The organism is Lysobacter terrae, from assembly GCF_054782215.1.
This window is the reverse complement of sequence record NZ_BAAGSX010000003.1, coordinates 155,894-175,681: the sequence shown is the minus strand read 5'-3', so window position 1 is coordinate 175,681 and position 19,788 is coordinate 155,894. Positions and strand designations below refer to the sequence as shown.

The following is a 19,788-nucleotide window of genomic DNA, read 5'->3' as shown; positions in this document are numbered from 1 at the left end:
ACCGAACATGGCCTGGACCCGCGACCAGATGGCGCAGCGCGCCGCGCAGGAACTCACCGACGGCGCCTACGTGAACCTCGGCATCGGTTTGCCGACGCTCGTGGCGAACTTCATCCCCGACGGCATGGACGTATGGCTGCAGAGCGAGAACGGCCTGCTCGGCATCGGCCCGTTCCCGACCGAGGACGAAGTCGACGCCGACCTCATCAACGCCGGCAAGCAGACGGTCACCGCGCGGCCGGGCGCGAGCTACTTCGGCAGCCACGATTCCTTCGCGATGATCCGCGGCGGCCACATCGACCTGGCCATCCTCGGTGCCATGCAGGTGACCGCCACGGGCGACCTGGCGAACTGGATGGTGCCCGGCAAGATGGTCAAGGGCATGGGCGGGGCGATGGACCTGGTCGCCGGCGTGAAGCGCGTCGTGGTGCTGATGGAGCACGCCGCGAAGAACGGCGAGCACAAGATCCTGCCGGAGTGCACCCTGCCGTTGACCGGCGTAGGCGTGGTCAATCGCATCATCACCGAACTGGCGGTGATGGACGTGACCGATGAAGGCCTGACGCTCGTCGAGCTGGCTCCCGATGTCAGCGAAGACGAATTGCGCGCCAAGACCGGCGTCGAATTCCGTCGAGCCTGAGGGCCGCGGCCCGCATCACCCGCGCTTGGCGTACGGGTAATGCGATGGCAAGGCCGGCGGCGCGTCGCCGCTGGCCGCAGAAGCCGCGACTACTCGAAATCCTTCGTGTCGTGCGCACAGAGTGAACACGCGCTCCACGGCGTGGGCGAAGGTGCCGTCGACCTGGCCGGCTTCCGGCTCGAATTCCCACTCGTCCAGGTGCGCGTCGAGCAGCGGCGCGATTGCCTGGAGCCGAACGGCGAACATGCTGCCCGAGGCGAAGACGTCCGTTTCCGGATTCGCCGGCGCGATCCCGAGCCGGCGCGTCAGATAATCGACCGTGCCGGCATTCGCGCCCCAGTAGAAACTCAAGGGCAGCAAATGCCCATCCGGTACGGCGATGCCGAGCGTCGGGTCCGCCATGAACGCGGAGAAAAGCCGCTGCAGACGCGCACCTGAGACCAGTTGTTCAAGCAGCTCCTTGCGCCACTCGGATCCGTCGCCACGATGCGGCGACGACTTGGTGTGCAGCTTGACGACCACCTGTTCCCCTTCCCGACGCAGCCGACACGCCAATCGCAGGAAGGGGAGGACATCGCGCCCGCGGTTCTCGTCGACCACGATTTCCGCTTCGGTTCCGCGGGCCTGGAGCAGCGCCTTCACCGCATCGGCTTTTTCGGGCGCGGTCGTGACGAGCAAACGATGCGGCATGCCGGTCGCGGACAGTTCCTGCAGGAGCTCGTCCAGGATCTCCGGATACCACGCATGCACGACCACGCAAGGGCGTTGCGCCGCGGGTGCTGGGGCATCGGCTGCCAGCGCCGCGCGCGTGGCATCGAGCCATGCGCAGCCCAGTCGCGCATCGGGTTCGAGCACTGCGCCCTCCGCCCATTCGTTCCAGGCGTTCACGAACACCAGGCGCCGTTCCGCTGCGACCGAGGCCAGACGCGAAGTAATCGTCGTGCGCAGCCATTCGCTATACCGATACGGCGAGGCGTGCAGATACGACCGCCCCGCGCCTGCACGGCGAGGTTCGTTGTCCCATCCGCAGTTGACGGCGGGGAACAGCCGGTAGGATTCGGGCATGGGACGCGCGCTGAACTCGCGCGCCAGGTCGCGCCAGTCGAGCGCTTCGCCACGGTAATCGGGATTCAGCAGCTCCTGCCGGCCGGTGATGTCGGTGGCGGTGGAGAGATTCGGCGGAAACTCCACGGCAGCATCGAATCCGATGCTGTGCGGATCCGGACGCTCGAAGGACTGCACATAAGCCAGAAAGATCTCGCCGACTCCATTCTCGCGGCACCACACGCGCCAACGTTCCGCGGTAGCGCGCGGGTCGGGCAACTTGGCGGGGCGGTAAACCAGCAGCAACGGCTTGCCGTCGACGCGCAGATAGCGGTGGTCGCACAGGTAAGGGGCGATATGCGCGATGAAGGCGAGATCGTCCTCGGGACCGTGCTGTTGCCCGATCAACACTTCCTGGGCGCGGCCGTCCCAGGTGCGCGTCCAGTTCTCGTTCGCCCAGCACAGGCAAATGGGTTGCTCGATCGATGGATCGTCGAGCCACTGCTGGTGCGGAAGCTCCAGCAGCGCCCGTCCCGCGAACCAATAGAAGTACATGCAGAACGCGCCAATGCCATAGGCGCGTGCGAGAGCCGCCTGGTCCCGCAAGACCTGCGGGTTGCGCAGGTCATAGAACCCCAGATCGCCAGGCAGCCGCGGCTGTAGATGGCCTTCGAACTGGGGCAGGGCGCGGGCGACGTTGCGCCACTCGGTGAATCCCTTGCCCCACCATGCGTCATTCTCGGGAATGGTGTGGAACTGAGGTAGATAGAACGCGACCAGCATGGCTTGCGGCGCTCCCGGCGCCGAGTCCACGCGATGCTCGACATAGCCGATCGCACGCGCGCCTGCATGCACACGCGCGCGCCATTCCCGCTGCGAGCCCGACGCCTTGCCTTGCTGCGGAAGCGGGCGAACCAGGGGGAAGCGATCGAAAAACCAGTTGCGCAACGCGTCGCGCCGGGCGGTGCCGACAGGCAGCAAGCGGAATGGCATCCGCAACGCGCGAAACAAGAAATTGTTCAAGCGGCGCGACGGGCGCGGAGGGCTCATTTCGTTCAAAGGTTCTGGTAATTCGGCCCCGCCCCACCCTCAGGCGTCACCCAAGTGATGATCTCGTACGGGTCCTTGATGTCGCAGGTCTTGCAGTGCACGCAGTTGGCGGCGTTGATCTGCAGGCGCTTGCCTTCGCTGCCGTCGGCGCGTGCTTCGTTGACGATCTCGTAGACGCCGGCGGGGCAGAAGCGGGTGCAGGGGTTGTCGTACTCCTCGGCGCAGCGGGTGATGCAGATGTTGGTGTCGGCGACGTGCAGGTGCACGGGCTGGTCTTCGTCGTGCTCGGTGGCGGCGAAGTACACGCCGGCCAGGCGGTCGCGCGGGGCCAGCGTGCGATCGACGTAATCGCGCTTGGGCTGTTCATGCGCGCCGACTTTGTCGAGGGACGACCAGTCGGGCTTGTTCTTCAGCGTCCACGGAGACAGGCCCAGGGTGATCGTTTCCCATGCGGCGTTGAGCATGCCGAACCACAGGCCGCGCTTGAACCCGGGCTTGATGTTGCGGACCTTCTTCAATTCCGCCATCGCTTCCGATGCGCGCAGCTTGGCATCGAAACCTTCCGGCGCGAGCTGGGTCGCGGCCAGGTGTTCGGCGGCGAGCAGGCCCGAGCGCATCGCCTGGTGCGTGCCCTTGATCTTCGGCACGTTGAGCAGGCCCGCGGTGTCGCCGATCAGCAGGGCGCCGGGCATCTCCACCTTCGGCAACGACTGCCAGCCGCCGGTGACGATCGCGCGCGCGCCCGCGGACACGATGCTGCCGCCTTCGAGCAGCGGCTTCACCATCGGGTGGTTCTTCCATTGCTGGAAGGCTTCCCACGGCTTGTATTCGGGATCCTGGTAATCCAGGCCGCTGATGTAGCCCAGCGCGATCCGGCCCTTGTCCAGGTGATAGAGGAAGCTGCCGCCGTAGATCTTGTTGTCGGCGGGCCAGCCGAAGCTGTGCACGATCTTGCCGGGCTGCACGCGCTCTTCCGGCACCTGCCACAGTTCCTTGATGCCGATGGAATAGCCCTGCGGATCGCTGTCGGCGTCCAGGCGGAAACGTTTGACCAGGCGCTTGGTGAGATGGCCGCGCGCGCCTTCGGCGAGCACGGTGACTTTGGCGCGGATGTCGATGCCCGCGGTGTAGCCTGGCTTGTGCGAGCCGTCCTTCGCGATGCCCATGTCGCCGATGCGCACGCCGATGACCTTGCCGCTCTCATCGTGCAGTGTTTCCGCGGCGGCGAAGCCCGGATAGATTTCCACGCCCAGCGCTTCGGCCTGCGGCGCCAGCCAGGCGCACAGTGCGCCGAGGCTGACGATCACGTTGCCGTGGTTGTTCATGCCGGGCGGGATCGGCAGCTTGCGGCCGCCGGTCTTGCTGAGCAGCCAGAACTCGTCATGGGTCGCCGGTACGCAGATCGGCGGTGGGTTGTCGCGCCAGTTCGGCAGCAGCGCATCGAGCGGACCGGTCTCGATCACCGCGCCGGACAGGATATGCGCCCCGATCGTCGATGCCTTCTCGATCACGCACACCGAAATCTCGGGATTGAGCTGCTTCAGCCGGATCGCGAACGCCAGGCCCGACGGGCCCGCGCCGACGGTGACGACGTCGTATTCCATGACATCGCGCTCGATAGGCGCGTCGATTTGGGGGGCGTCGGTCATCGGTGGCTCCGCGGGTGCAGCGTGGCTGAATCCTGCAATTTTCGCGACTTGCGGCTGGGCCGGCAAATGGCGGGGCAGGGGGCGTGCTAGCGTCGCACGATGGGCCTGCTACCGCTCGCGCTTGCCGACGCCGACATCGCCTTCGATCCGCACTGGCTGCAGCCCGACGCGGCCGACCGCCTGCTACGCGCTCTGGGCGAGGAAATCCCGTGGGAAACCCATCGCATCCGGCTGTTCGGGCGCGAACACGCCTCGCCACGGCTGAGCTGCTGGATCGGCGACCCCGGGACCGCGTATCGCTACTCTGGAGCCCTGTTCGAGCCACGGACGTGGCCGGACGCGCTGGCGCCCGTGCGGGCGCGCCTGCGCGAGGAGCTGGGCGTGCCCTTCAACAGCGTGCTCGCCAATCTCTACCGCGACGGCAGCGACTGCATGGGCTGGCACAGCGACGACGAGCCGGAACTGGGCCCGACGCCCGTGATCGCGTCGCTCAGCCTGGGCGCGACGCGCCGGTTCGCCTTCAAGCACCGGCAGTCGCAGGAGAAGCGGGTCGTGGAGCTACCGCACGGCAGCCTGCTGGTGATGTCGGGGGCGACGCAGCGTAACTATCGCCATGCGCTGCCGCGCACGGCCAAGCCGGTGGGGTCGAGGATCAATCTGACCTTCCGCAGGATCCTCGCGCTGCCCTGCGATCGCTCTGGGCAACAACTGGAGGCCTAACGCAGAGCCAAGTCGGCTCAAGGGCATGCGTTGCAAATTGCGTAACGAGGCGTTCATTTCCTAGTTCCTGCCAAGCCATTTCTGTCCTGCTATCTAGAAGGCACTTCAAGGCAGCCTGCCTTGAAGGCCAATGGAGGAATAGTTATGAAGGAAATGACGATTCAGGAAGTGGAAGCGGTTTCCGGCGGCCTGACTGCCGGAGAATTCGGTGGAATTATGGGCGGTGGTATCGGCAGCGTGTTCGGGATCGGCGGCGGCATCATTGGCGCCATCATCGGAACCGAAGTCGGCAACTTCTTCTCCCGCAGCAGTTCCGTGAACGCTTGGAACACGGACTCCAGACTCAACAGCGCAATGCTGCCATAAGCTTTGAACATCACGCAGAAGGTAGTCGTAGTCATTGCCGTGGGGCTGCTTGTAGTAGCCCCACTGGTTCATCTGCTGCCTAATCATTTGACGCGCACCCTTGGAACGGCGCTCGCCATGGCGGGAGTCTGGCTCTTAGTCAGCTGGCTTGATCGGCGGCCGCGCGACCGCCGTTAGAAGGACACGAGCTCCGGGCGCGTATTCAGTGCGGCGTGCGTTCGTGCTGCTCGCCCGTGGCCAGCGTCCAACCCGCTAGTTCGCCGGTGACCGCGGCCAGGGCCTGATCGAACGCGGCCACCACGTCCGGCACGGCCGTACTCGCGGCCGGCCGCACTTGCAGGAAGGTGCGCGAACCGGCGAGCTGCTGATCCTTCACGTGCAACAGCTTGGCCGTGACCTCGATCGTCGCCGAAGGCACCGCAGCGCCGCCGTAGTCGGATTCGAAGCGGCGGATGTCGAGGATCAGGCGATAGTCGGCGCCGACGCCTGCGCTCTGCCGCGCGACGACCGGGATCTTCCCCGAATCTTCCAGCGCGTGCAGCACGCCTTCTTCGAGCATGTCGCCCGGGGATTTTGCCCACTGCGCGCCTTTGTAGACCTGCAGCTCGTTCGGCGTCGGCCGCACCAAAATGCGCTGACTCTCAGCGCTGCGCGCGCCGGTCGTGCGCGCGAGTGCGAGCCGCCACGACACCTGCGGCCATGCTTGCGCATCGATCTGGCGGACCTCCGGCGCATAGATCGAGGTATGGTTCTTGCCGCCTCCACCCAGCAGCGAAGTGCAGCCGCCCAGCGACAGCAGGACGGCCAACGAGGCGAGGGCGGTTAGCGGGCGCAATCCCATCTTCATTTCGGCTCGAACTCCTTGGGTGCGTCACGGCCCAGCAGATACTGGGCGGGACCGTTGTCGAGGCGGTCGCTGATCCGGCGCAGGTCGCGGACCAGCCCACGCAGTTCGACCAGCGTCGGGCCGAGCTGGCCCAGGCCGTCGTTGGCGAAGTTGCTGATCGCCGCGCGGTTGTCGCTGACGATGCCGTTCACGCCGGACGCGGCGGAATCCAGCTTGCTCAGCGTTCCGTCCAGCTTGGTGATCAGCGGCGGCAGTTTCTTGACCAGTTCGCGGTCGATGTCGGTGACCGCTTCGTCCGTCGTGGCGAGGGTCTTTTCCAGCTGTTCGCTGGAGCGGCGCGCGCTGACGATCATGGCGCGGATGTCGTCGTGCTGGTCGCCGATCGCGCTGGTCAGGGATTCGATGTTGGCCAGCGAGTTGGAGATGCGGCGGATGTTCTGTTCGCTCAGCAGCTCGTCCATGCGTGCGACCAGCTTGTTGGCGGTGTCGGCGATGTTCTGCAGCGCGGAGGCCTCGGCCCTGATGATCGGGATCTCGCGGTGGTCGACATCCGCCAGCCTGCGCGCCTGCGGACTGCCGCCGGTGAGCTGGATGATCGGCGGCGCGGTCAGGCTGGGCGTGGAAATCTTCGCGCGCGTGTCGGTCTTCACCGGCGTGCGCGCCTGGATGCGGATGGTGGCGAGCACGCGGCGCGGATCGTCCGGTGCCAGGCGCAGCGACTGGATGGTGCCGACCGAGATACCGTTGTAGAGCACGGGGCTGCCTTCGCTCAGGCCGGTCACCGGCTCATCGAAGATCACGGCGTACTGCATCCAGTCCTTCTCGGACGAGTACTTCGCGGCCCATAGCGCGAACAGCAGCAGGAACATCGTCACCACGATGGTGAAGGCGCCGATCAGGACGAAGTTGGCCTTGGTTTCCATGTCAGTGGTCCTCGCCGTTGCGGGTGCGGGCCGCCTGCGCGGCGCGGGCGCGCGGTCCGTGGAAGTATTCCTGCACCCAGGGATGATCGTAACGCTCGACCTCGTGAATCGGTGCGCACACGACGACCTTATGGTCGGCGAGCACCGCGACGCGATCGCAGATGGCGTAGAGCGTATCGAGGTCGTGAGTGATCAGGAACACGGTGAGCCCGAGCGCCTGCTGCAGCGTGCGGATCAGGCGGTCGAAGGCCGCGGCGCCGATCGGATCCAGGCCCGCGGTGGGTTCGTCCAGGAACAGCAGCGGCGGATCCAGCGCGAGCGCGCGCGCCAGGCCGGCGCGCTTGCGCATGCCGCCGGACAGCTGCGAGGGCAGCTTGTTGATCGCATCCGCCGGCAGGCCCGCGAGCTTGACCTTGAGCAGCGCCAGTTCGTAGCGCAGCGAATCGGCCAGGTCGCGGTGATATTCCTTCAGCGGCACCTGCACGTTCTCGCCCACGGTCAGCGATGAGAACAAGGCGCCATCCTGGAACAGCACGCCGGTGTTGCGTTCGATTTCGCGATGCACGTCCGCGGCGGGGTCGCGAGCGTCGATGCCGAGCACTTCGATCTGCCCGGCATCGGGTTCGCGCAAGCCCAGGATCGAACGCATCAGCACCGACTTGCCGCTACCCGAACCGCCGACGATCCCCAGGATCTCGCCCTTGAGCACGTCCAGGTCCAGCCCGTCGTGCACGACCTGCTCGCCGAAGCGGTTGACCAGGCCGCGCACGCGGATGATCGGCTGCGCCGAATCGTCGGGAGTGCCGGACACACGGGGGGCGGCCACGGCGTTCAATACCCCATCTCCATGAACCAGATGGCGGCGAGCGCGTCGAGCACGATCACCAGAGAGATCGTCTGCACCACGGCGGAGGTGGTGCGTTCGCCGACCGATTCGGCCGTGCCTTCGACCTGCAGGCCCTCCAGGCAGCCGATCAGGGCGATGACGATCGCGAAGAACGGCGCCTTCACCAGGCCGACCACGAAATGCCGCAACTCCATCGTGTCGTGCATGCGCGCCAAGTATTGCGGCGGCGGAATATCCAGGCCGTAGGCGCCCACGGTGAGGCCGCCCAACAGGCCGAAGACCATGGCGATGAAGGTCAGCAGCGGCAGCATCACCAGCAGCGCGAGCACGCGCGGAATGACCAGCAGGTCGATCGGGTCCATGCCGAGCGTGCGGATCGCATCGACCTCCTCGCGGCTCTGCATCGCGCCGATCTGCGCGGTGAAGGCACTGGCGGTGCGGCCGGCGAGGATGATCGCGGTGAGCAGCACACCGAACTCGCGCAGGAAGGCGATGCTCACCAGTTCGACCACGTAGATGGTCGCGCCGAAGTCGCGCAGGATGTTGGAACCCAGGAACGCGATCACCGCGCCCACCAGGAAGGACAGCAGTGCCACCAGCGGCACCGCGTCGAGGCCGACCTGCTCCATGTGATACACGGTCGCCGTGGGCCGGAAGCGCGAGGGCTCCTTGAAGGTGCGCACCAGCTTCACCAGCGTTTCGCCGAAGAAGCCGATCAGCGCACGCACCTCGCCGGCGTTGTCGCTGACCGCGTAGCCCAGTCGGCCGAGCGCGGCGGCGATGCCGTATTCGCGGCGCTTCTTCGGACGATCGTCGGCGACGTCCTCGATGGCCTCGACCAGGTTGCGGTGCTCGTCGCGGAAGACGATGCGGTCGAAGTCGAAGCCGCGCCGGCGCGCGAACCGCAGCAGCTGCAGCACCCCCAGCGAATCCAGGCGGTCGACGGCGGTCGCGTCGACGCTTTCGATCTCGCGCGGCGCACCGTGCAGCGCCTGGCTGACGCCATCCGAATGCTCAAGCGTCCACGCCCCGCGCAGATGCAGGTGCGATGGATGGCCTTCGGCGTCGAGCTGCGGTCGGGCGGTCATGGTTGGGTGGCAGGATACAGGCGCGACGGCCTGATGGATTACCGCGGCCAGGGTGGGCTGCGCATCAACGCCGCCCGGCGGCCCGGAACTTCACCAGGCTGCAACGCGTTTTTCGCTGCATCGTGCGATGCTCTGTGTCCGCGGCACATTCCTTCAGCAACCGGCCCGATGTCCTTCGAAACACTCAGCTTCGCCAGTCGTGTGGGCTTCCTGGTGGAACTCGCCAAACGGCTGCACATCTACGGCACGACCGCGCAACGCCTGGAAGGCGCCGTCAGCGCCGTCGCGCGGCGGCTGCGCGTGGATTGCGAGCCCTGGTCGAATCCGACCGGCATGATCCTGACCTTCAGCGATCCCGCGCGCTTGCCGGGCGAGCGCGACACCACCCACGTGCTGCGCCTGCCCCCGGGCGAGAACGATCTGTACCGCCTGGCCGAGACCGACCGCATCGCCGAGGACCTGCTGGCCGGCCGGCTCAATCTGGAACAGGCGCACGCCGCACTGTCTGCCCTCGACCGGCCGCCCAGCCGGCGTGCCCGCATCATGCAGATCCTCGGCTTCGGCCTGGCCGCGACCGCGATTGCCGGGCTGTTGCGCCTGCCGTGGCTGGACATCGCGGTGGCGGGACTCAACGGCCTGATGATCGGCGCACTGGTCGAATACTCGGCGTCGCGGCCGCGCTTGAAGGAAGCCGCCGGCGCCATCGCCGCGATGCTCGCATCGTTCACCACCGTGCTGGTGGCCAGCTTCATCGCGCCGTTGAACCAGAACACGGTGATCATCGCCTCGCTCATCGTGCTGCTGCCGGGCCTGGCGCTGACCAACGCCATCAACGAACTCACCAGCCAGCACCTCGTCTCGGGCACGGCGCGCTTCGCCGGCGCGGTGACGACGGTGCTCGAACTGACCGTCGGTGCGGTCATCGCGCTGTACATCGTCGACCTGATCGGCCTGACGCCCGACGTGCGCGCCTGGCGACCGCAACCGGGCTGGGTCGAAGGCTGCGCGCTGGTGCTGGCTGCGTACGCCTTCGCCGTGCTGTTCCGTGCGGGGCGCCGCGACTATCCGCGGGTGATGCTCGCCGCGGCTTCGGGTTACCTGATCTCGCGTTTCGCGGGCGAGGCCTTCGGCAGTCCGGCGGGCATCTTCCTCGCCGCGCTCGCCATGACCGTCGTCGGCAACGCGTACGGGCGCTGGTGGAACCGTCCCGGCGCCATCATTCGCGTGCCGGGCATCATCATGCTGGTGCCCGGCAGTACCAGCCTGCGCGGGCTGCTGACGATGATCCAGCAGCAGGACACGATGATCGGGCAGGACGCGTTGCTCACGGTGGTGAACATCCTGCTCGCGCTGGTCGCGGGTTTGCTGTTCGGCAACCTGCTGCTGGCGCCGGGGCGCAATCTCTGAGCCCGCTCGCCCCAAGGCATCGGTGGGACGATAAAGCGTCGGCTTCGGCAGGACGCGCTGCCCGATGCGATGGGGGTGCTCCGCCCCTCCGGACGGCATCCCTGCCTTTAGTCGGGGCCGCGGACCATCCTGGTCCGCTCTCCGCACCCCCATCGCATCGGGCAGCGCTTATCGCGAGCGTGCAGATCGCCGCTTCGGTCGCGCGCGCTGCTAGCTCCTTCTTCTCCCCGCTTGCGGGGAGAAGATGCCCGAAGGGCAGATGAGAGGGAGCGAGCGAAGCGAGTTGCTTTCGCTTTTTGCCTATGCCCCGAGATGTGTGGGAGGGCAGGCGGTGCAGCATGGTTCGCCGCGCTTTTCCACCAACGCAAAAGCAACGTCAAAATGGATCCCGGCTTGCGCGGGGATGACGAGCAAGAGCAAGGACGCAAAGCAAAAAAGGCCGGAGGATTACCCCAACTTCGAACGCGCGCAACGAAGAACGCCGGCTTGCGCCGGCGTTTTCGCTTATCGAATGAGGAACTCTTCGATCCTGCGGCCCTGGTCCAGGTAGGTCGCGAGCCAGCGCGGCGGCTTGCCGCGGCCGGCCCAGGTCTCGTCGCTATTGGCCGGGTTGCGGTACTTCGGTTCGACTTTGCCGAGCTTGTAGCCCTTGGTGGTCTTGCGCGGCTTCGCCGCGGCCGTGGACTTCGCCGCGGCCTTGGGCGCAGGCGCGCCGCCGAAGAGTTCGGCGATCGAGTAGCCCTCGGCCCGCGCCAGCTCGGTGAGTTTCTTGCGCACCACGGCGATCGGCTTGCGCTTGCTCAGCGTCGACTTGCGCTTCTTCGCCTGATTGATCAGCGCGTCCAGTTCCTTCGCGGACAGGCCGTTGATATCGATCGACATGAAACCTCCGAGTGCAGGGAATTCGGGTCGTGCGGCTGTCGGCGATTATGCCGCCTGCAGCCGCGCCAGCAATGCCGCGCGATCCAGGCTCTCCGGCTCGCTCGCGCGGCGGTGGCGGTATTCGAACGAACCCGCGGCCAGTCCGCGCTCGGACACGACCACGCGATGCGGAATGCCGATCAGCTCGATGTCGGCGAACATCGCCCCGGGGCGTAGGCCGCGGTCGTCGAGCACGGTGTCGATGCCGGCAGCGTTGAGCTCGCGGTACAGCGCTTCGGCCGCGGCGGTGACGTTGGCGTCGTTCTTCGGGTTGATCATGCACACCGCGACCTGCCACGGCGCCATCGCTTCCGGCCAGATGATGCCGTTGGCGTCGTGGTTCTGTTCGATGGCGGCGGCCACGATCCGCGACACGCCGATGCCGTAGCAGCCCATCGCCGGTTCGACCGCCTTGCCGCTGGCGTCGAGCACGGTGCACTTCATTGCCTCGGAATACTTGCGGCCCAGTGCGAACACGTGGCCGACCTCGATGCCGCGCGCGAAGCCGAGGGTGCCCTTGCCGTCCGGCGAGGGGTCGCCTTCGGCGACGTTGCGGATGTCGGCGACGTCATCGGCTTCGGGGAGGTCGCGGCCCCAGTTCACGCCGGCGATGTGGAAGCCCTTCTCGTTGGCGCCGACAACGAAGTCGGCCATCGCGGCCACGCTGCGGTCGGCGACGATGCGGATCTTCTGCTTGGGGGACCCGGCGGTGCTCTTGGCACCGCCGACAAGCACGGGCCCCAGGAAGCCCGGCTCGCTGCCCAGATGCGTATCGATCTCGCCTTCGCTGGCCAGACGGTATTCGCCCAGGCCCGCCAGCTTGGCCAGCTTGATCTCGTTGACGACGTGGTCGCCGCGCACCAGCGCCAGCACGAACTGCGGGTTGCCATCAGCATCCGCGCCCATCACCGCGACCGACTTCACAGTGCGCTTGAGGTCGATGCCCATCAGTCCGGCGACGTCTTCGCAGGTCTTCTGCGTGGGCGTGTCGACCTTGCGCATCGCTTCGCCCGCCGCGGGACGCGGACCCGGTGCGACCGCTTCGGCCAGCTCGACGTTGGCGGCGTAGTCGGAGTCGCTGGAGAAGGCCAGCGCATCCTCGCCGGAGTCGGCCAGCACGTGGAATTCGTGCGAAGCGCTACCGCCGATCGCGCCGGTGTCGGCGAACACGGCGCGGAACTTCAGTCCCAGGCGGGTGAAGATGCGGCCGTAGGTGTCGTACATGTTCTTGTATTCGGCGGCGAGGGATTCGTCGTCGACGTGGAAGGAGTAGGCGTCCTTCATCAGGAACTCGCGCGCGCGCATCACGCCGAAGCGCGGGCGGATCTCGTCGCGGAACTTCCACTGGATGTTGTAGAAGTTCACCGGCAGCTGCTTGTAGCTGGACAGCTCGTTGCGCGCGTAGTCGGTGATGACTTCCTCGGCGGTGGGGCCGTAGCAGTACTCGGATTCCTTACGGTCCTTGATCTTGAGCAGCTGGCCGCCGAACTTCTCCCAACGTCCGGTCTCTTCCCACAGCTCCTTGGGCTGCACGGTCGGCATCAGCAGCTCCAGCGCGCCGGCGGCGTTCATCTCTTCGCGCACCGCGCGCTCGACCTTGCGCAGCACGCGCAGGCCCAACGGGCTCCAGGTGTACAGGCCGGCGGCGAGCTTGCGGATCATGCCCGCCTTGAGCATCAGCTTGTGGCTGGCGATCTCGGCTTCGGCAGGCGTTTCCTTGACGGTGTGGAGATGGAACTGCGACAGGCGCATCGTGGGGCTTTCGTGCAAAGGGAAGCCCGCATTCTGCCATGCGTGGCGCGGGTCCCGGCCGATGAGGCCCTTGCGGCCCTATTGCTCGGGTGGATCGGGCAGGTCGGCGCTGCGGTCGCCGTGGACTTCGATGCCACCGTAGGGCTCGCGTTCGACGCGCTCGTATTTGCGCCCGGCGTTCTTGCCGCGTGGAGGTTGCTCGGTGATCTGCAGGACCCCGTCGGCGTCGTGCCAGCGGTACAGCACCGGGCGCGCCGCGGCGGCCGCGGCGGCGGCTTTGTGCTCCCGCTCGACGCGGGCGTGCTCGCGTTCCTCGCGCGTCGTCCACCACCACAGCGCCGCGCCGATCGCGAGGCCGCCGACGATGGCCAGGCCCAGACGCATCAGCGCTTGCCCGGTTTGTCGCAATAGGTCTTGAGCGACAGCTCGGCCTGGTGAATCTGCTCGGTGCGCTCGGCATCCGTCATCGCCGAGTCCATCTGGCCGTCGCCGTTGGCGTCCACCCCGACCGGCTGGTCGCTCTGCAACTGGGTCAGGTTGTTGCGCAACAGGGCGCAGTTGGCGTTTTCGTCCGTGGGCTTGGCGGGGGACTTGGCGGCCTGTGCGGCTGCCGCCGGGGCGTCGTCCTTGAGCTCACGGTTCTGCACGCCCTTGCGGTCGGGCGGCGGAGCGTCGGAGTAATGGGTGACGCCTTTCGCGTCCTTCCACTGATAGACCGTGCCGGCCAGCACCGGCAGGGTTGCCAGCAGGACGGCCAATGCGAGGAACGACTTAGCGAGTGTGCGGCTGGGCATGGGAATGCTCGGTTCAGCGGCGGTGACGGGATTGCAGCACCGTGGCGGTGGGCAGGCAAGGGTTAAACTGCCGGATATGGACGAATCGCACAGCCCACGCCCACGCGGCCGCGGCATCTATCTACTCCCCAACTTGTTCACCACCGGCGGCATGTTCGCCGGTTTCTACGCGATCATCGCGGCGACGCAGGGGCGCTGGGAGAACGCCTGCGTGGCGATCTTCATCGCCGCCATCCTCGATGGCCTGGACGGGCGCGTGGCGCGCCTGACCAATACCCAGAGCGAGTTCGGCATGCAGTACGACTCGCTGGCCGACCTGATCAGCTTCGGCCTGGCGCCGGCGCTGGTGATGTACCACTGGGCGCTCAGTTCGACGCGCCTGGACGGGGTGGTGCCGGGCAAGATCGGCTGGATCGCGGCGTTTCTGTATGCAGCCTGCGCGGCGATCCGCCTGGCGCGCTTCAATTCGCAGGTGGGGCAGGTCGACAAGCGCTGGTTCATCGGGCTGGCCAGTCCGGCCTCTGCCGGCCTCGTCGCCAGCTTCGTCTGGACCTGCCATGACAACGGCTTCTCCGGCGAGGAACTGCGCTGGATCGCGTTGGGCGTGACCGTCGCGGCGGCGCTGCTGATGGTGAGCCGGCTGCGTTACTTCAGCTTCAAGGGTGGCGGTCCGCGCAGCGATCGCATGCCCTTCCTGGTCGTTATCGTGGTGCTTGCGGTGCTGGTGGCGATCGCGATCGATCCGCCGTCGGTGCTGCTGACCATCGGCATCCTGTACGCCTTGTCGGGCCCGATCTACGCGTTGTGGCGGCGCGCACGCCGATTGCCGCCGGAGCCCGCGGCATGAGCGGCTTCGACCACGGCCTGCCCTGGAGCGCGCAGCAATGCGAATGGCTGACGGCGCTGGGCCACGACGTGCTGATGCCGGCGTCGATGGCGACGGCGCCCTCCGAGCCGGAGCCCCTGCGCGAACCTGCACCCGCACCGACGCGCGCAGCAAGAATGCCAGCGGCGGCGACAGCATCGCCCTTGCTTCGCGCGCTGGCGCGCGCCGCGGGCCGTGACGAGCAGGACGCCGAATTCCGCCAGGCGCTGCCCGACCTCGCCACGTTGCGCGGCAATCCCGCCGCGCGCCGGGCGTTGTGGCCGAGCTTGCGCGCGCTGAGAAGGCGCCGCCCGGGATGAACGCACGCGTCAACGACCAGCGGGCGCAGGGCACGCCGTTGCCACTCGCGCTGCGTCCGATGCGCGAGAACGACCTGCCTGCGGTGCAGCTGATCGAATCGCGCGCCTACGAATTTCCTTGGACCGTGGGCATCTTCCGCGACTGCCTGCGCGCCGATTACCCCGCCTGGATCGCGCATCACGAAGGCCGGATCGTTGGCTACTTCCTGATGTCGATCGCGGCCGGTGAGGCGCACGTGCTCAACATCTGCGTGGCGCCGGAAATGCAGGGCCTGGGGCACGGCCGCCGCCTGCTGCACGCGCTGTTGCAGCTGGCGCGCGGGCGCGGTGTGGCGCGGGTATTCCTGGAAGTGCGTCCGTCGAACGGGAATGCGATCGCGCTCTACCACGACGAGGGCTTCAACGAGATCGGCCGTCGCCCGCGCTATTACCCGGCGAAGGATGGGCGCGAAGATGCGCTGGTGATGGCGATGGAGTTGTTGCCGGAGGTTTGAATCAAGGCTTCGGTGAGACGCGCTACCCGATGGGGTGCGTAAAGCGTCGGCCTCGGCAGGACGCGCTGCCCGATGGGGTGCGTAAAGCGTCGGCTTCGGCAGGACGCGCTGCCCGATGCGATCGGGGTGCTCCGCCCCTCCGGACGGCATCCCTGCCTTTAGTCGGGGCCGCGGACCATCCTGGTCCGCTCTCCGCACCCCCATCGCATCGGGCAGCGCTTATCACGAGCGTGAAGATCGCCGCTTCGGCGGCGGGGCTCTTCTTCTCCCCGCGTGCGGGGAGAAGATGCCCGAAGGGCAGATGAGGGGGAGCGAGCGCAGCGAGTTGCCTTCGCTTTTTTGCCAATGCGCCCGAGATGCGTGGGAGGGCAGGCGGTGCCGGTGGGCAGGCGCGACTGTCGGCGGCATGGATGCCGCTGACAAGCCTCCATGGACGGATTCACGGCGTGTCGCGACTGCCCACCGGCGCCGACTGCCCGCGCGGGGATCCCGCCGCCACGGCCCCTCACCCTGCTTCGCTGCGCGAAGCTGGCCCTCTCCCCGCAAGCGGGGCGAGGGCGAGGGCGAGGGGGGAATTACCCCAACTTAGCCCGCTGCGCCCGCAACGCATCCAACTGCACCGTCCAGTCAACCAAACGCTGACGCTCCTGCTCGACCACAGCCGGCGGAACCTTGTCGGTGAACTTGGCGAGCTTGGCTTCGCTCTTCTCCTTCTCACCAGCGACGCGCGCGATTTCCTTGTCCAGGCGCACACGTTCCGCGGACAGATCGACCAGGCCTTCCAATGGCACCAGCAGCTTGAGCTCGCCGACCACCGCCGCGGCGCACGCCGGAGCGCTCTTCGCCTCGGCGATGAAGTCGATGCGCTCGACCTTGGTGAGGAAGCGCAACTGCGAATCGAAGCGGCGCGCCCGCTCGTGGTCGGCGTGCGTGCCTTCGGCCAGCAGCAGAGTCACCAGCTTGGACGGCGCGACGTTGAGCTCACTGCGCACACGGCGCAGCGCAGAGACCATGGCCTTGAGCCAGTCGATGTCGGCTTCCGCGGCCGCGTAGTCGGCCGTGTCGAAATCGGAAGCCACCGGATACGGACGCAACATGATCGTCTGCTCGGCAATGCCCAACTTCGGCGCCACCGCCTGCCACAGCTCCTCGGTCACGAACGGAATCAACGGATGCAGCAGTGACAACAACCGCTCGAGCACGTACAGCAGCGTGTGGCGCGTGCTGTCGGCGGCAACGGCATCGGTGCCGTTGAGCGCCGGCTTGGCGAATTCCACGAACCAGTCGCAGAACCCGTTCCAGGCGAATTCGTATAGCGCCTGCGCCAGCAGATCGAAGCGATAGGCGGCGAAATGCTGCTCGGCTTCCGCGGCGGTCTTCGCCAGCTGCGCAAGGATCCAACGCTCGGCATCGGTGCGCGGCTGCGGCGCACCGGTGAAGCTCGCGCCCTCGGTATTCATCAGCACGAAACGCGAGGCATTCCACAGCTTGTTGCAGAAGTTCTTGTAACCCTCGGCGCGGCCGAGATCGAACTTGATGTCGCGGCCGTGGCCGGCCAGCGCGGAGATGGTGAAGCGCAGTGCGTCGGCGCCGAAGGCGGGAATGCCGTCCGGGAATTCCTTGCGCGTGGCCTTGTCGATCTTCTCCGCCATCTTCGGCTGCATCAGGCCGCTGGTGCGCTTGGCGACCAGCGCGTCCAGCGAGATGCCGTCGATGATGTCGATCGGATCGAGGATGTTGCCCTTCGACTTGGACATCTTCTGCCCGTGCGCGTCGCGCACCAGACCGGTGATGTAGACGTCCTTGAACGGCACGCGGCCGGTGAACTGGTCGGTCATGAAGATCATGCGCGCGACCCAGAAGAAGATGATGTCGAAACCGGTGACCAGCACCGACGACGGCACATAGCGGTCGAAGCCGCGCTGCTCCATGAGCGCCTGGTTCGGCCAGCCCATCGTGCTGAACGGCCACAGCGCGGAGGAGAACCACGTCTCCAGCACGTCGCTGTCCTGGCGCAACGCCGGCTCGCTCCCGCCGTTCTTCGCCGCGGCTTGCGCGCGCGCCTCGGCCTCCGTGCGGGCGACGTAGATATTGCCCGCCTCGTCGTACCACGCCGGAATGCGATGGCCCCACCACAGCTGGCGGCTGATGCACCAGTCCTGGATGTTCTCCATCCAGTGGCGATAGGTGCTGATCCAGTTCGGCGGCACGAAAGCGATATGGCCTTCCTCGACCAGATCGAGACCGCGCGTGGCGAAGCCGTCCATCTGCACGAACCACTGATCGGTCAGCATCGGCTCGATCACGGTGCCCGAGCGGTCGCCGAAGGGCTGCATGATCGGCTTGGAATCGACCACCGGATTGCCTTCGGCATCGGTCGCGGCGAGGCCTTCCGTGGTGATCGCTTCGATGACGCGCTTGCGCGCCTCGTAGCGGTCCAGGCCGCGCAGCTCTTCGGGCACCAAGTTGATCGAGGACACGTCGCCCGCCTGGCGTTCGCCACGGGCGATCTCGCCGGCGATGCGCGCGCTCTCCTCGTAGGGCAGCCCGTCGGTGCGCATGTGCGCGGTGTCGTCCATCAGCGCGTACAGCGGAATGCCGTTGCGCGCCGCCACGGCGTAGTCGTTGAAGTCGTGCGCGCCGGTGATCTTCACCGCGCCGGAGCCGAAGTCCGGATCCGGATAGCTGTCGGTGATGATCGGAATCAGGCGGCGCAGCGCCTTCGGGCCGACCGGGATCTCGCACAGCTTGCCGACGATGGGCGCGTAGCGTGCGTCGGAAGGATGCACGGCCACCGCGCCGTCGCCCAGCATGGTTTCCGGGCGCGTCGTCGCGATCGAAATGTAGTCGCGCGTCTCGCGCAGCGTCACGTTGCCGTCGGCGTCGCGCTCGATGTACTCGTAGGTTTCGCCGCCGGCCAGCGGGTACTTGAAGTGCCACATGTGGCCGGGCACTTCGTGGTTCTCGACTTCCAGGTCGGAGATCGCGGTCTTCAGCACCGGATCCCAGTTGACCAGGCGCTTGCCGCGATAGATCAGGCCCTGCTCGTGCAGCTTCACGAAGGCCTCGATCACCGCCTCGGCCGCCATCGGATCCATGGTGAAGGTGCTGCGGGTCCAGTCGCCCGACGTGCCCAGTCGGCGCATCTGCCGCTCGATGGTGCCGCCGGACTGCTGCTTCCACTCCCAGACCTTGGCGATGAAGCCGTCGCGGCCGAGCGAGTCGCGCGTTTCGCCTTTGCCTTCGAGAGTGAGGTTGCGCGACACCACCATCTCGGTCGCGATGCCGGCGTGGTCGGTGCCCATCTGCCACAGCGTGTCGTAACCGCGCATGCGGTGATAGCGGATCAACGCGTCCTGCAGCGTGTGCTGGAACGCGTGCCCCATGTGCAGCGTGCCGGTGACGTTCGGCGGCGGCAGCAGGATGGTGTAGGGCTCGCCTTCGCCCCGCGGCTGGAATACGCCGCTGCTCTCCCACTGCTGGTACAGGCGGGTTTCGAACTGGGTGGGGTCGTAGCTGGAGGAGAGCGTCTGGGTCGTCATGGCATGCGCAACAGCAAAATGGATCCCGGCTTGCGCCGGGATGACGAAGTCGGGTTGCCCGGTATTCCGGGCGCACCGGACATCTCTTACATGTCGTACTTTTTCAATTCCAGCCCGCGCGCCTGGTATTGCTTCCAGCGTTCGCGCAGCGGGCCGCGCGCGGACTCGTCGGCGGGTACGACTTCAAGCACGCGGTCGAACGTGCCTTCCACCGCCGCGTCGCGCAGGTTGATCACCAGCGGGCGCAGCGGCGCATCGACGTCGGGCGGCGCGATCAGCACCGCCGCTTCTTCCTCGTCGAGATCGGCGCCGGCGATCTGGTGCGGGATATAGACCTCGTCGCCCATGTCCCACAGCAGATCGTCGATCTGCTCCGCCTGCGTCGCGTCGCGCGCCAGCACCAGCGTCCACAGTCCCGCGTCGTGCGCCTTGCGTGCGAGTTCGCACACCAGGCGCAAGGGCTCGGCGCGGAAGCGCTCCTTCGCGATCAGGTAGAAGTCGGCGCGCGGCACGGCGTCG

Annotated in this window: 19 protein-coding genes; 7 read left to right on the top strand and 12 right to left on the bottom strand. The window is 67.0% G+C overall.

Features of this window, described 5'->3' with window-relative positions; genetic code table 11:
• The first annotated feature begins 7 nt into the window (after window positions 1-7).
• Entirely contained in the window at window positions 8-640 is a 633-nt protein-coding gene (locus tag ACYVJ8_RS10035) for a CoA transferase subunit B (protein WP_460711908.1), read from the top strand.
• A 15-nt stretch (window positions 641-655) separates the two neighbouring features.
• Here ACYVJ8_RS10035 and ACYVJ8_RS10030 read toward each other — a convergent pair whose 3' ends face one another.
• Together ACYVJ8_RS10030 and ACYVJ8_RS10025 are read right to left on the bottom strand one after the other, a co-directional pair.
• Window positions 656-2,734 carry a glycoside hydrolase family 99-like domain-containing protein gene (locus ACYVJ8_RS10030; RefSeq protein WP_460711906.1) on the bottom strand — a complete coding sequence of 693 codons (2,079 nt, stop codon included), beginning with the start codon at window positions 2,732-2,734 and terminating at the stop codon, window positions 656-658.
• 5 nt (window positions 2,735-2,739) lie between these two features.
• Window positions 2,740-4,383, bottom strand: a complete 1,644-nt coding sequence (locus ACYVJ8_RS10025) for an electron transfer flavoprotein-ubiquinone oxidoreductase (protein WP_460711904.1) — start codon at window positions 4,381-4,383, stop codon at window positions 2,740-2,742.
• A gap of 99 nt (window positions 4,384-4,482) precedes the next feature.
• Between ACYVJ8_RS10025 and ACYVJ8_RS10020 the strand changes: the two genes are divergently transcribed.
• Together ACYVJ8_RS10020 and ACYVJ8_RS10015 are read left to right on the top strand one after the other, a co-directional pair.
• On the top strand, window positions 4,483-5,103 hold the full coding sequence (locus ACYVJ8_RS10020) for an alpha-ketoglutarate-dependent dioxygenase AlkB family protein (protein WP_460711902.1): 621 nt from the start codon (window positions 4,483-4,485) through the stop codon (window positions 5,101-5,103).
• A 144-nt stretch (window positions 5,104-5,247) separates the two neighbouring features.
• Window positions 5,248-5,469, top strand: a complete 222-nt coding sequence (locus ACYVJ8_RS10015; protein WP_460711900.1) for a hypothetical protein — start codon at window positions 5,248-5,250, stop codon at window positions 5,467-5,469.
• A 202-nt stretch (window positions 5,470-5,671) separates the two neighbouring features.
• Here the strand turns inward: ACYVJ8_RS10015 and ACYVJ8_RS10010 are convergent, their stop codons facing one another.
• The 4 genes from ACYVJ8_RS10010 to ACYVJ8_RS09995 are packed head-to-tail and all read right to left on the bottom strand — an operon-like array spanning window position 5,672 to window position 9,174.
• Window positions 5,672-6,316, bottom strand: a complete 645-nt coding sequence (locus ACYVJ8_RS10010) for an ABC-type transport auxiliary lipoprotein family protein (RefSeq protein WP_460711898.1) — start codon at window positions 6,314-6,316, stop codon at window positions 5,672-5,674.
• Window positions 6,313-7,239 (bottom strand): MlaD family protein, encoded by a 927-nt coding sequence (locus ACYVJ8_RS10005; RefSeq protein ID WP_460711896.1) that lies wholly within the window; start codon window positions 7,237-7,239, stop codon window positions 6,313-6,315. Before ACYVJ8_RS10005 ends, ACYVJ8_RS10010 begins: the two co-directional genes overlap by 4 nt.
• Before the next feature lies 1 nt (window position 7,240).
• Window positions 7,241-8,065 carry an ABC transporter ATP-binding protein gene (locus ACYVJ8_RS10000; RefSeq protein ID WP_460711894.1) on the bottom strand — a complete coding sequence of 275 codons (825 nt, stop codon included), beginning with the start codon at window positions 8,063-8,065 and terminating at the stop codon, window positions 7,241-7,243.
• Between the two features lie 5 nt (window positions 8,066-8,070).
• Entirely contained in the window at window positions 8,071-9,174 is a 1,104-nt protein-coding gene (locus ACYVJ8_RS09995; RefSeq protein ID WP_460711892.1) for an ABC transporter permease, read from the bottom strand.
• 147 nt (window positions 9,175-9,321) lie between these two features.
• Here ACYVJ8_RS09995 and ACYVJ8_RS09990 point away from each other — a divergent pair, with 147 nt between their 5' ends.
• On the top strand, window positions 9,322-10,581 hold the full coding sequence (locus ACYVJ8_RS09990) for a threonine/serine exporter family protein (RefSeq protein WP_460712139.1): 1,260 nt from the start codon (window positions 9,322-9,324) through the stop codon (window positions 10,579-10,581).
• Window positions 10,582-11,085: 504 nt separating this feature from the next.
• On the opposite strand, the gene ACYVJ8_RS09985 is transcribed toward ACYVJ8_RS09990, so the two are convergent.
• From ACYVJ8_RS09985 to ACYVJ8_RS09970, 4 genes are all read right to left on the bottom strand, one after another.
• Window positions 11,086-11,463, bottom strand: coding sequence for an H-NS histone family protein (locus ACYVJ8_RS09985; RefSeq protein ID WP_460711890.1), 378 nt, complete (start codon window positions 11,461-11,463; stop codon window positions 11,086-11,088).
• Between the two features lie 45 nt (window positions 11,464-11,508).
• A complete protein-coding gene (locus ACYVJ8_RS09980) occupies window positions 11,509-13,254 on the bottom strand; it encodes a proline--tRNA ligase (RefSeq protein WP_460712137.1) in 1,746 nt (581 codons plus the stop codon).
• Window positions 13,255-13,332: 78 nt separating this feature from the next.
• Window positions 13,333-13,638 (bottom strand): DUF4124 domain-containing protein, encoded by a 306-nt coding sequence (locus ACYVJ8_RS09975; protein WP_460711888.1) that lies wholly within the window; start codon window positions 13,636-13,638, stop codon window positions 13,333-13,335.
• A complete protein-coding gene (locus ACYVJ8_RS09970) occupies window positions 13,638-14,048 on the bottom strand; it encodes a DUF4124 domain-containing protein (RefSeq protein ID WP_460711886.1) in 411 nt (136 codons plus the stop codon). The genes ACYVJ8_RS09975 and ACYVJ8_RS09970 overlap by 1 nt, the downstream gene beginning before the upstream one ends.
• Before the next feature lie 76 nt (window positions 14,049-14,124).
• On the opposite strand from ACYVJ8_RS09970, the gene pssA reads away from it, so the two are divergent.
• Genes pssA through rimI form a run of 3 tightly spaced genes read left to right on the top strand, consistent with a single transcriptional unit; the run spans window position 14,125 to window position 15,727 of the window.
• A complete protein-coding gene (gene pssA, locus ACYVJ8_RS09965) occupies window positions 14,125-14,895 on the top strand; it encodes a CDP-diacylglycerol--serine O-phosphatidyltransferase (RefSeq protein WP_460711884.1) in 771 nt (256 codons plus the stop codon).
• Window positions 14,892-15,233, top strand: a complete 342-nt coding sequence (locus ACYVJ8_RS09960) for a hypothetical protein (protein WP_460711882.1) — start codon at window positions 14,892-14,894, stop codon at window positions 15,231-15,233. The genes pssA and ACYVJ8_RS09960 overlap by 4 nt, the downstream gene beginning before the upstream one ends.
• Window positions 15,230-15,727 carry a ribosomal protein S18-alanine N-acetyltransferase gene (gene rimI, locus ACYVJ8_RS09955; RefSeq protein ID WP_460711880.1) on the top strand — a complete coding sequence of 166 codons (498 nt, stop codon included), beginning with the start codon at window positions 15,230-15,232 and terminating at the stop codon, window positions 15,725-15,727. Before ACYVJ8_RS09960 ends, rimI begins: the two co-directional genes overlap by 4 nt.
• Window positions 15,728-16,302: 575 nt before the next feature.
• Here rimI and ACYVJ8_RS09950 read toward each other — a convergent pair.
• Both ACYVJ8_RS09950 and ACYVJ8_RS09945 read right to left on the bottom strand, forming a co-directional pair.
• Window positions 16,303-19,269, bottom strand: coding sequence for a valine--tRNA ligase (locus ACYVJ8_RS09950; protein WP_460711878.1), 2,967 nt, complete (start codon window positions 19,267-19,269; stop codon window positions 16,303-16,305).
• A gap of 86 nt (window positions 19,270-19,355) precedes the next feature.
• Window positions 19,356-19,781, bottom strand: coding sequence for a DNA polymerase III subunit chi (locus ACYVJ8_RS09945; protein ID WP_460711876.1), 426 nt, complete (start codon window positions 19,779-19,781; stop codon window positions 19,356-19,358).
• Window positions 19,782-19,788: the final 7 nt, after the last annotated feature.

What these genes read in the sequence shown, in the direction of transcription:
- ACYVJ8_RS10030 (WP_460711906.1), bottom strand. Translation starts at nt 2,734, where the DNA reads ATGAGCCCTCCGCGCCCGTCGCGCCGCTTGAACAATTTCTTGTTTCGC.
- ACYVJ8_RS09985 (WP_460711890.1), bottom strand. Translation starts at nt 11,463, where the DNA reads ATGTCGATCGATATCAACGGCCTGTCCGCGAAGGAACTGGACGCGCTG.
- ACYVJ8_RS09995 (WP_460711892.1), bottom strand. Translation starts at nt 9,174, where the DNA reads ATGACCGCCCGACCGCAGCTCGACGCCGAAGGCCATCCATCGCACCTG.
- ACYVJ8_RS10025 (WP_460711904.1), bottom strand. Translation starts at nt 4,383, where the DNA reads ATGACCGACGCCCCCCAAATCGACGCGCCTATCGAGCGCGATGTCATG.
- ACYVJ8_RS10035 (WP_460711908.1), top strand. Translation starts at nt 8, where the DNA reads ATGGCCTGGACCCGCGACCAGATGGCGCAGCGCGCCGCGCAGGAACTC.
- ACYVJ8_RS09975 (WP_460711888.1), bottom strand. Translation starts at nt 13,638, where the DNA reads ATGCGTCTGGGCCTGGCCATCGTCGGCGGCCTCGCGATCGGCGCGGCG.
- ACYVJ8_RS09950 (WP_460711878.1), bottom strand. Translation starts at nt 19,269, where the DNA reads ATGACGACCCAGACGCTCTCCTCCAGCTACGACCCCACCCAGTTCGAA.
- ACYVJ8_RS09970 (WP_460711886.1), bottom strand. Translation starts at nt 14,048, where the DNA reads ATGCCCAGCCGCACACTCGCTAAGTCGTTCCTCGCATTGGCCGTCCTG.
- ACYVJ8_RS09980 (WP_460712137.1), bottom strand. Translation starts at nt 13,254, where the DNA reads ATGCGCCTGTCGCAGTTCCATCTCCACACCGTCAAGGAAACGCCTGCC.
- ACYVJ8_RS10005 (WP_460711896.1), bottom strand. Translation starts at nt 7,239, where the DNA reads ATGGAAACCAAGGCCAACTTCGTCCTGATCGGCGCCTTCACCATCGTG.
- pssA (WP_460711884.1), top strand. Translation starts at nt 14,125, where the DNA reads ATGGACGAATCGCACAGCCCACGCCCACGCGGCCGCGGCATCTATCTA.
- ACYVJ8_RS09960 (WP_460711882.1), top strand. Translation starts at nt 14,892, where the DNA reads ATGAGCGGCTTCGACCACGGCCTGCCCTGGAGCGCGCAGCAATGCGAA.
- ACYVJ8_RS10020 (WP_460711902.1), top strand. Translation starts at nt 4,483, where the DNA reads ATGGGCCTGCTACCGCTCGCGCTTGCCGACGCCGACATCGCCTTCGAT.
- ACYVJ8_RS10015 (WP_460711900.1), top strand. Translation starts at nt 5,248, where the DNA reads ATGAAGGAAATGACGATTCAGGAAGTGGAAGCGGTTTCCGGCGGCCTG.
- rimI (WP_460711880.1), top strand. Translation starts at nt 15,230, where the DNA reads ATGAACGCACGCGTCAACGACCAGCGGGCGCAGGGCACGCCGTTGCCA.
- ACYVJ8_RS10010 (WP_460711898.1), bottom strand. Translation starts at nt 6,316, where the DNA reads ATGAAGATGGGATTGCGCCCGCTAACCGCCCTCGCCTCGTTGGCCGTC.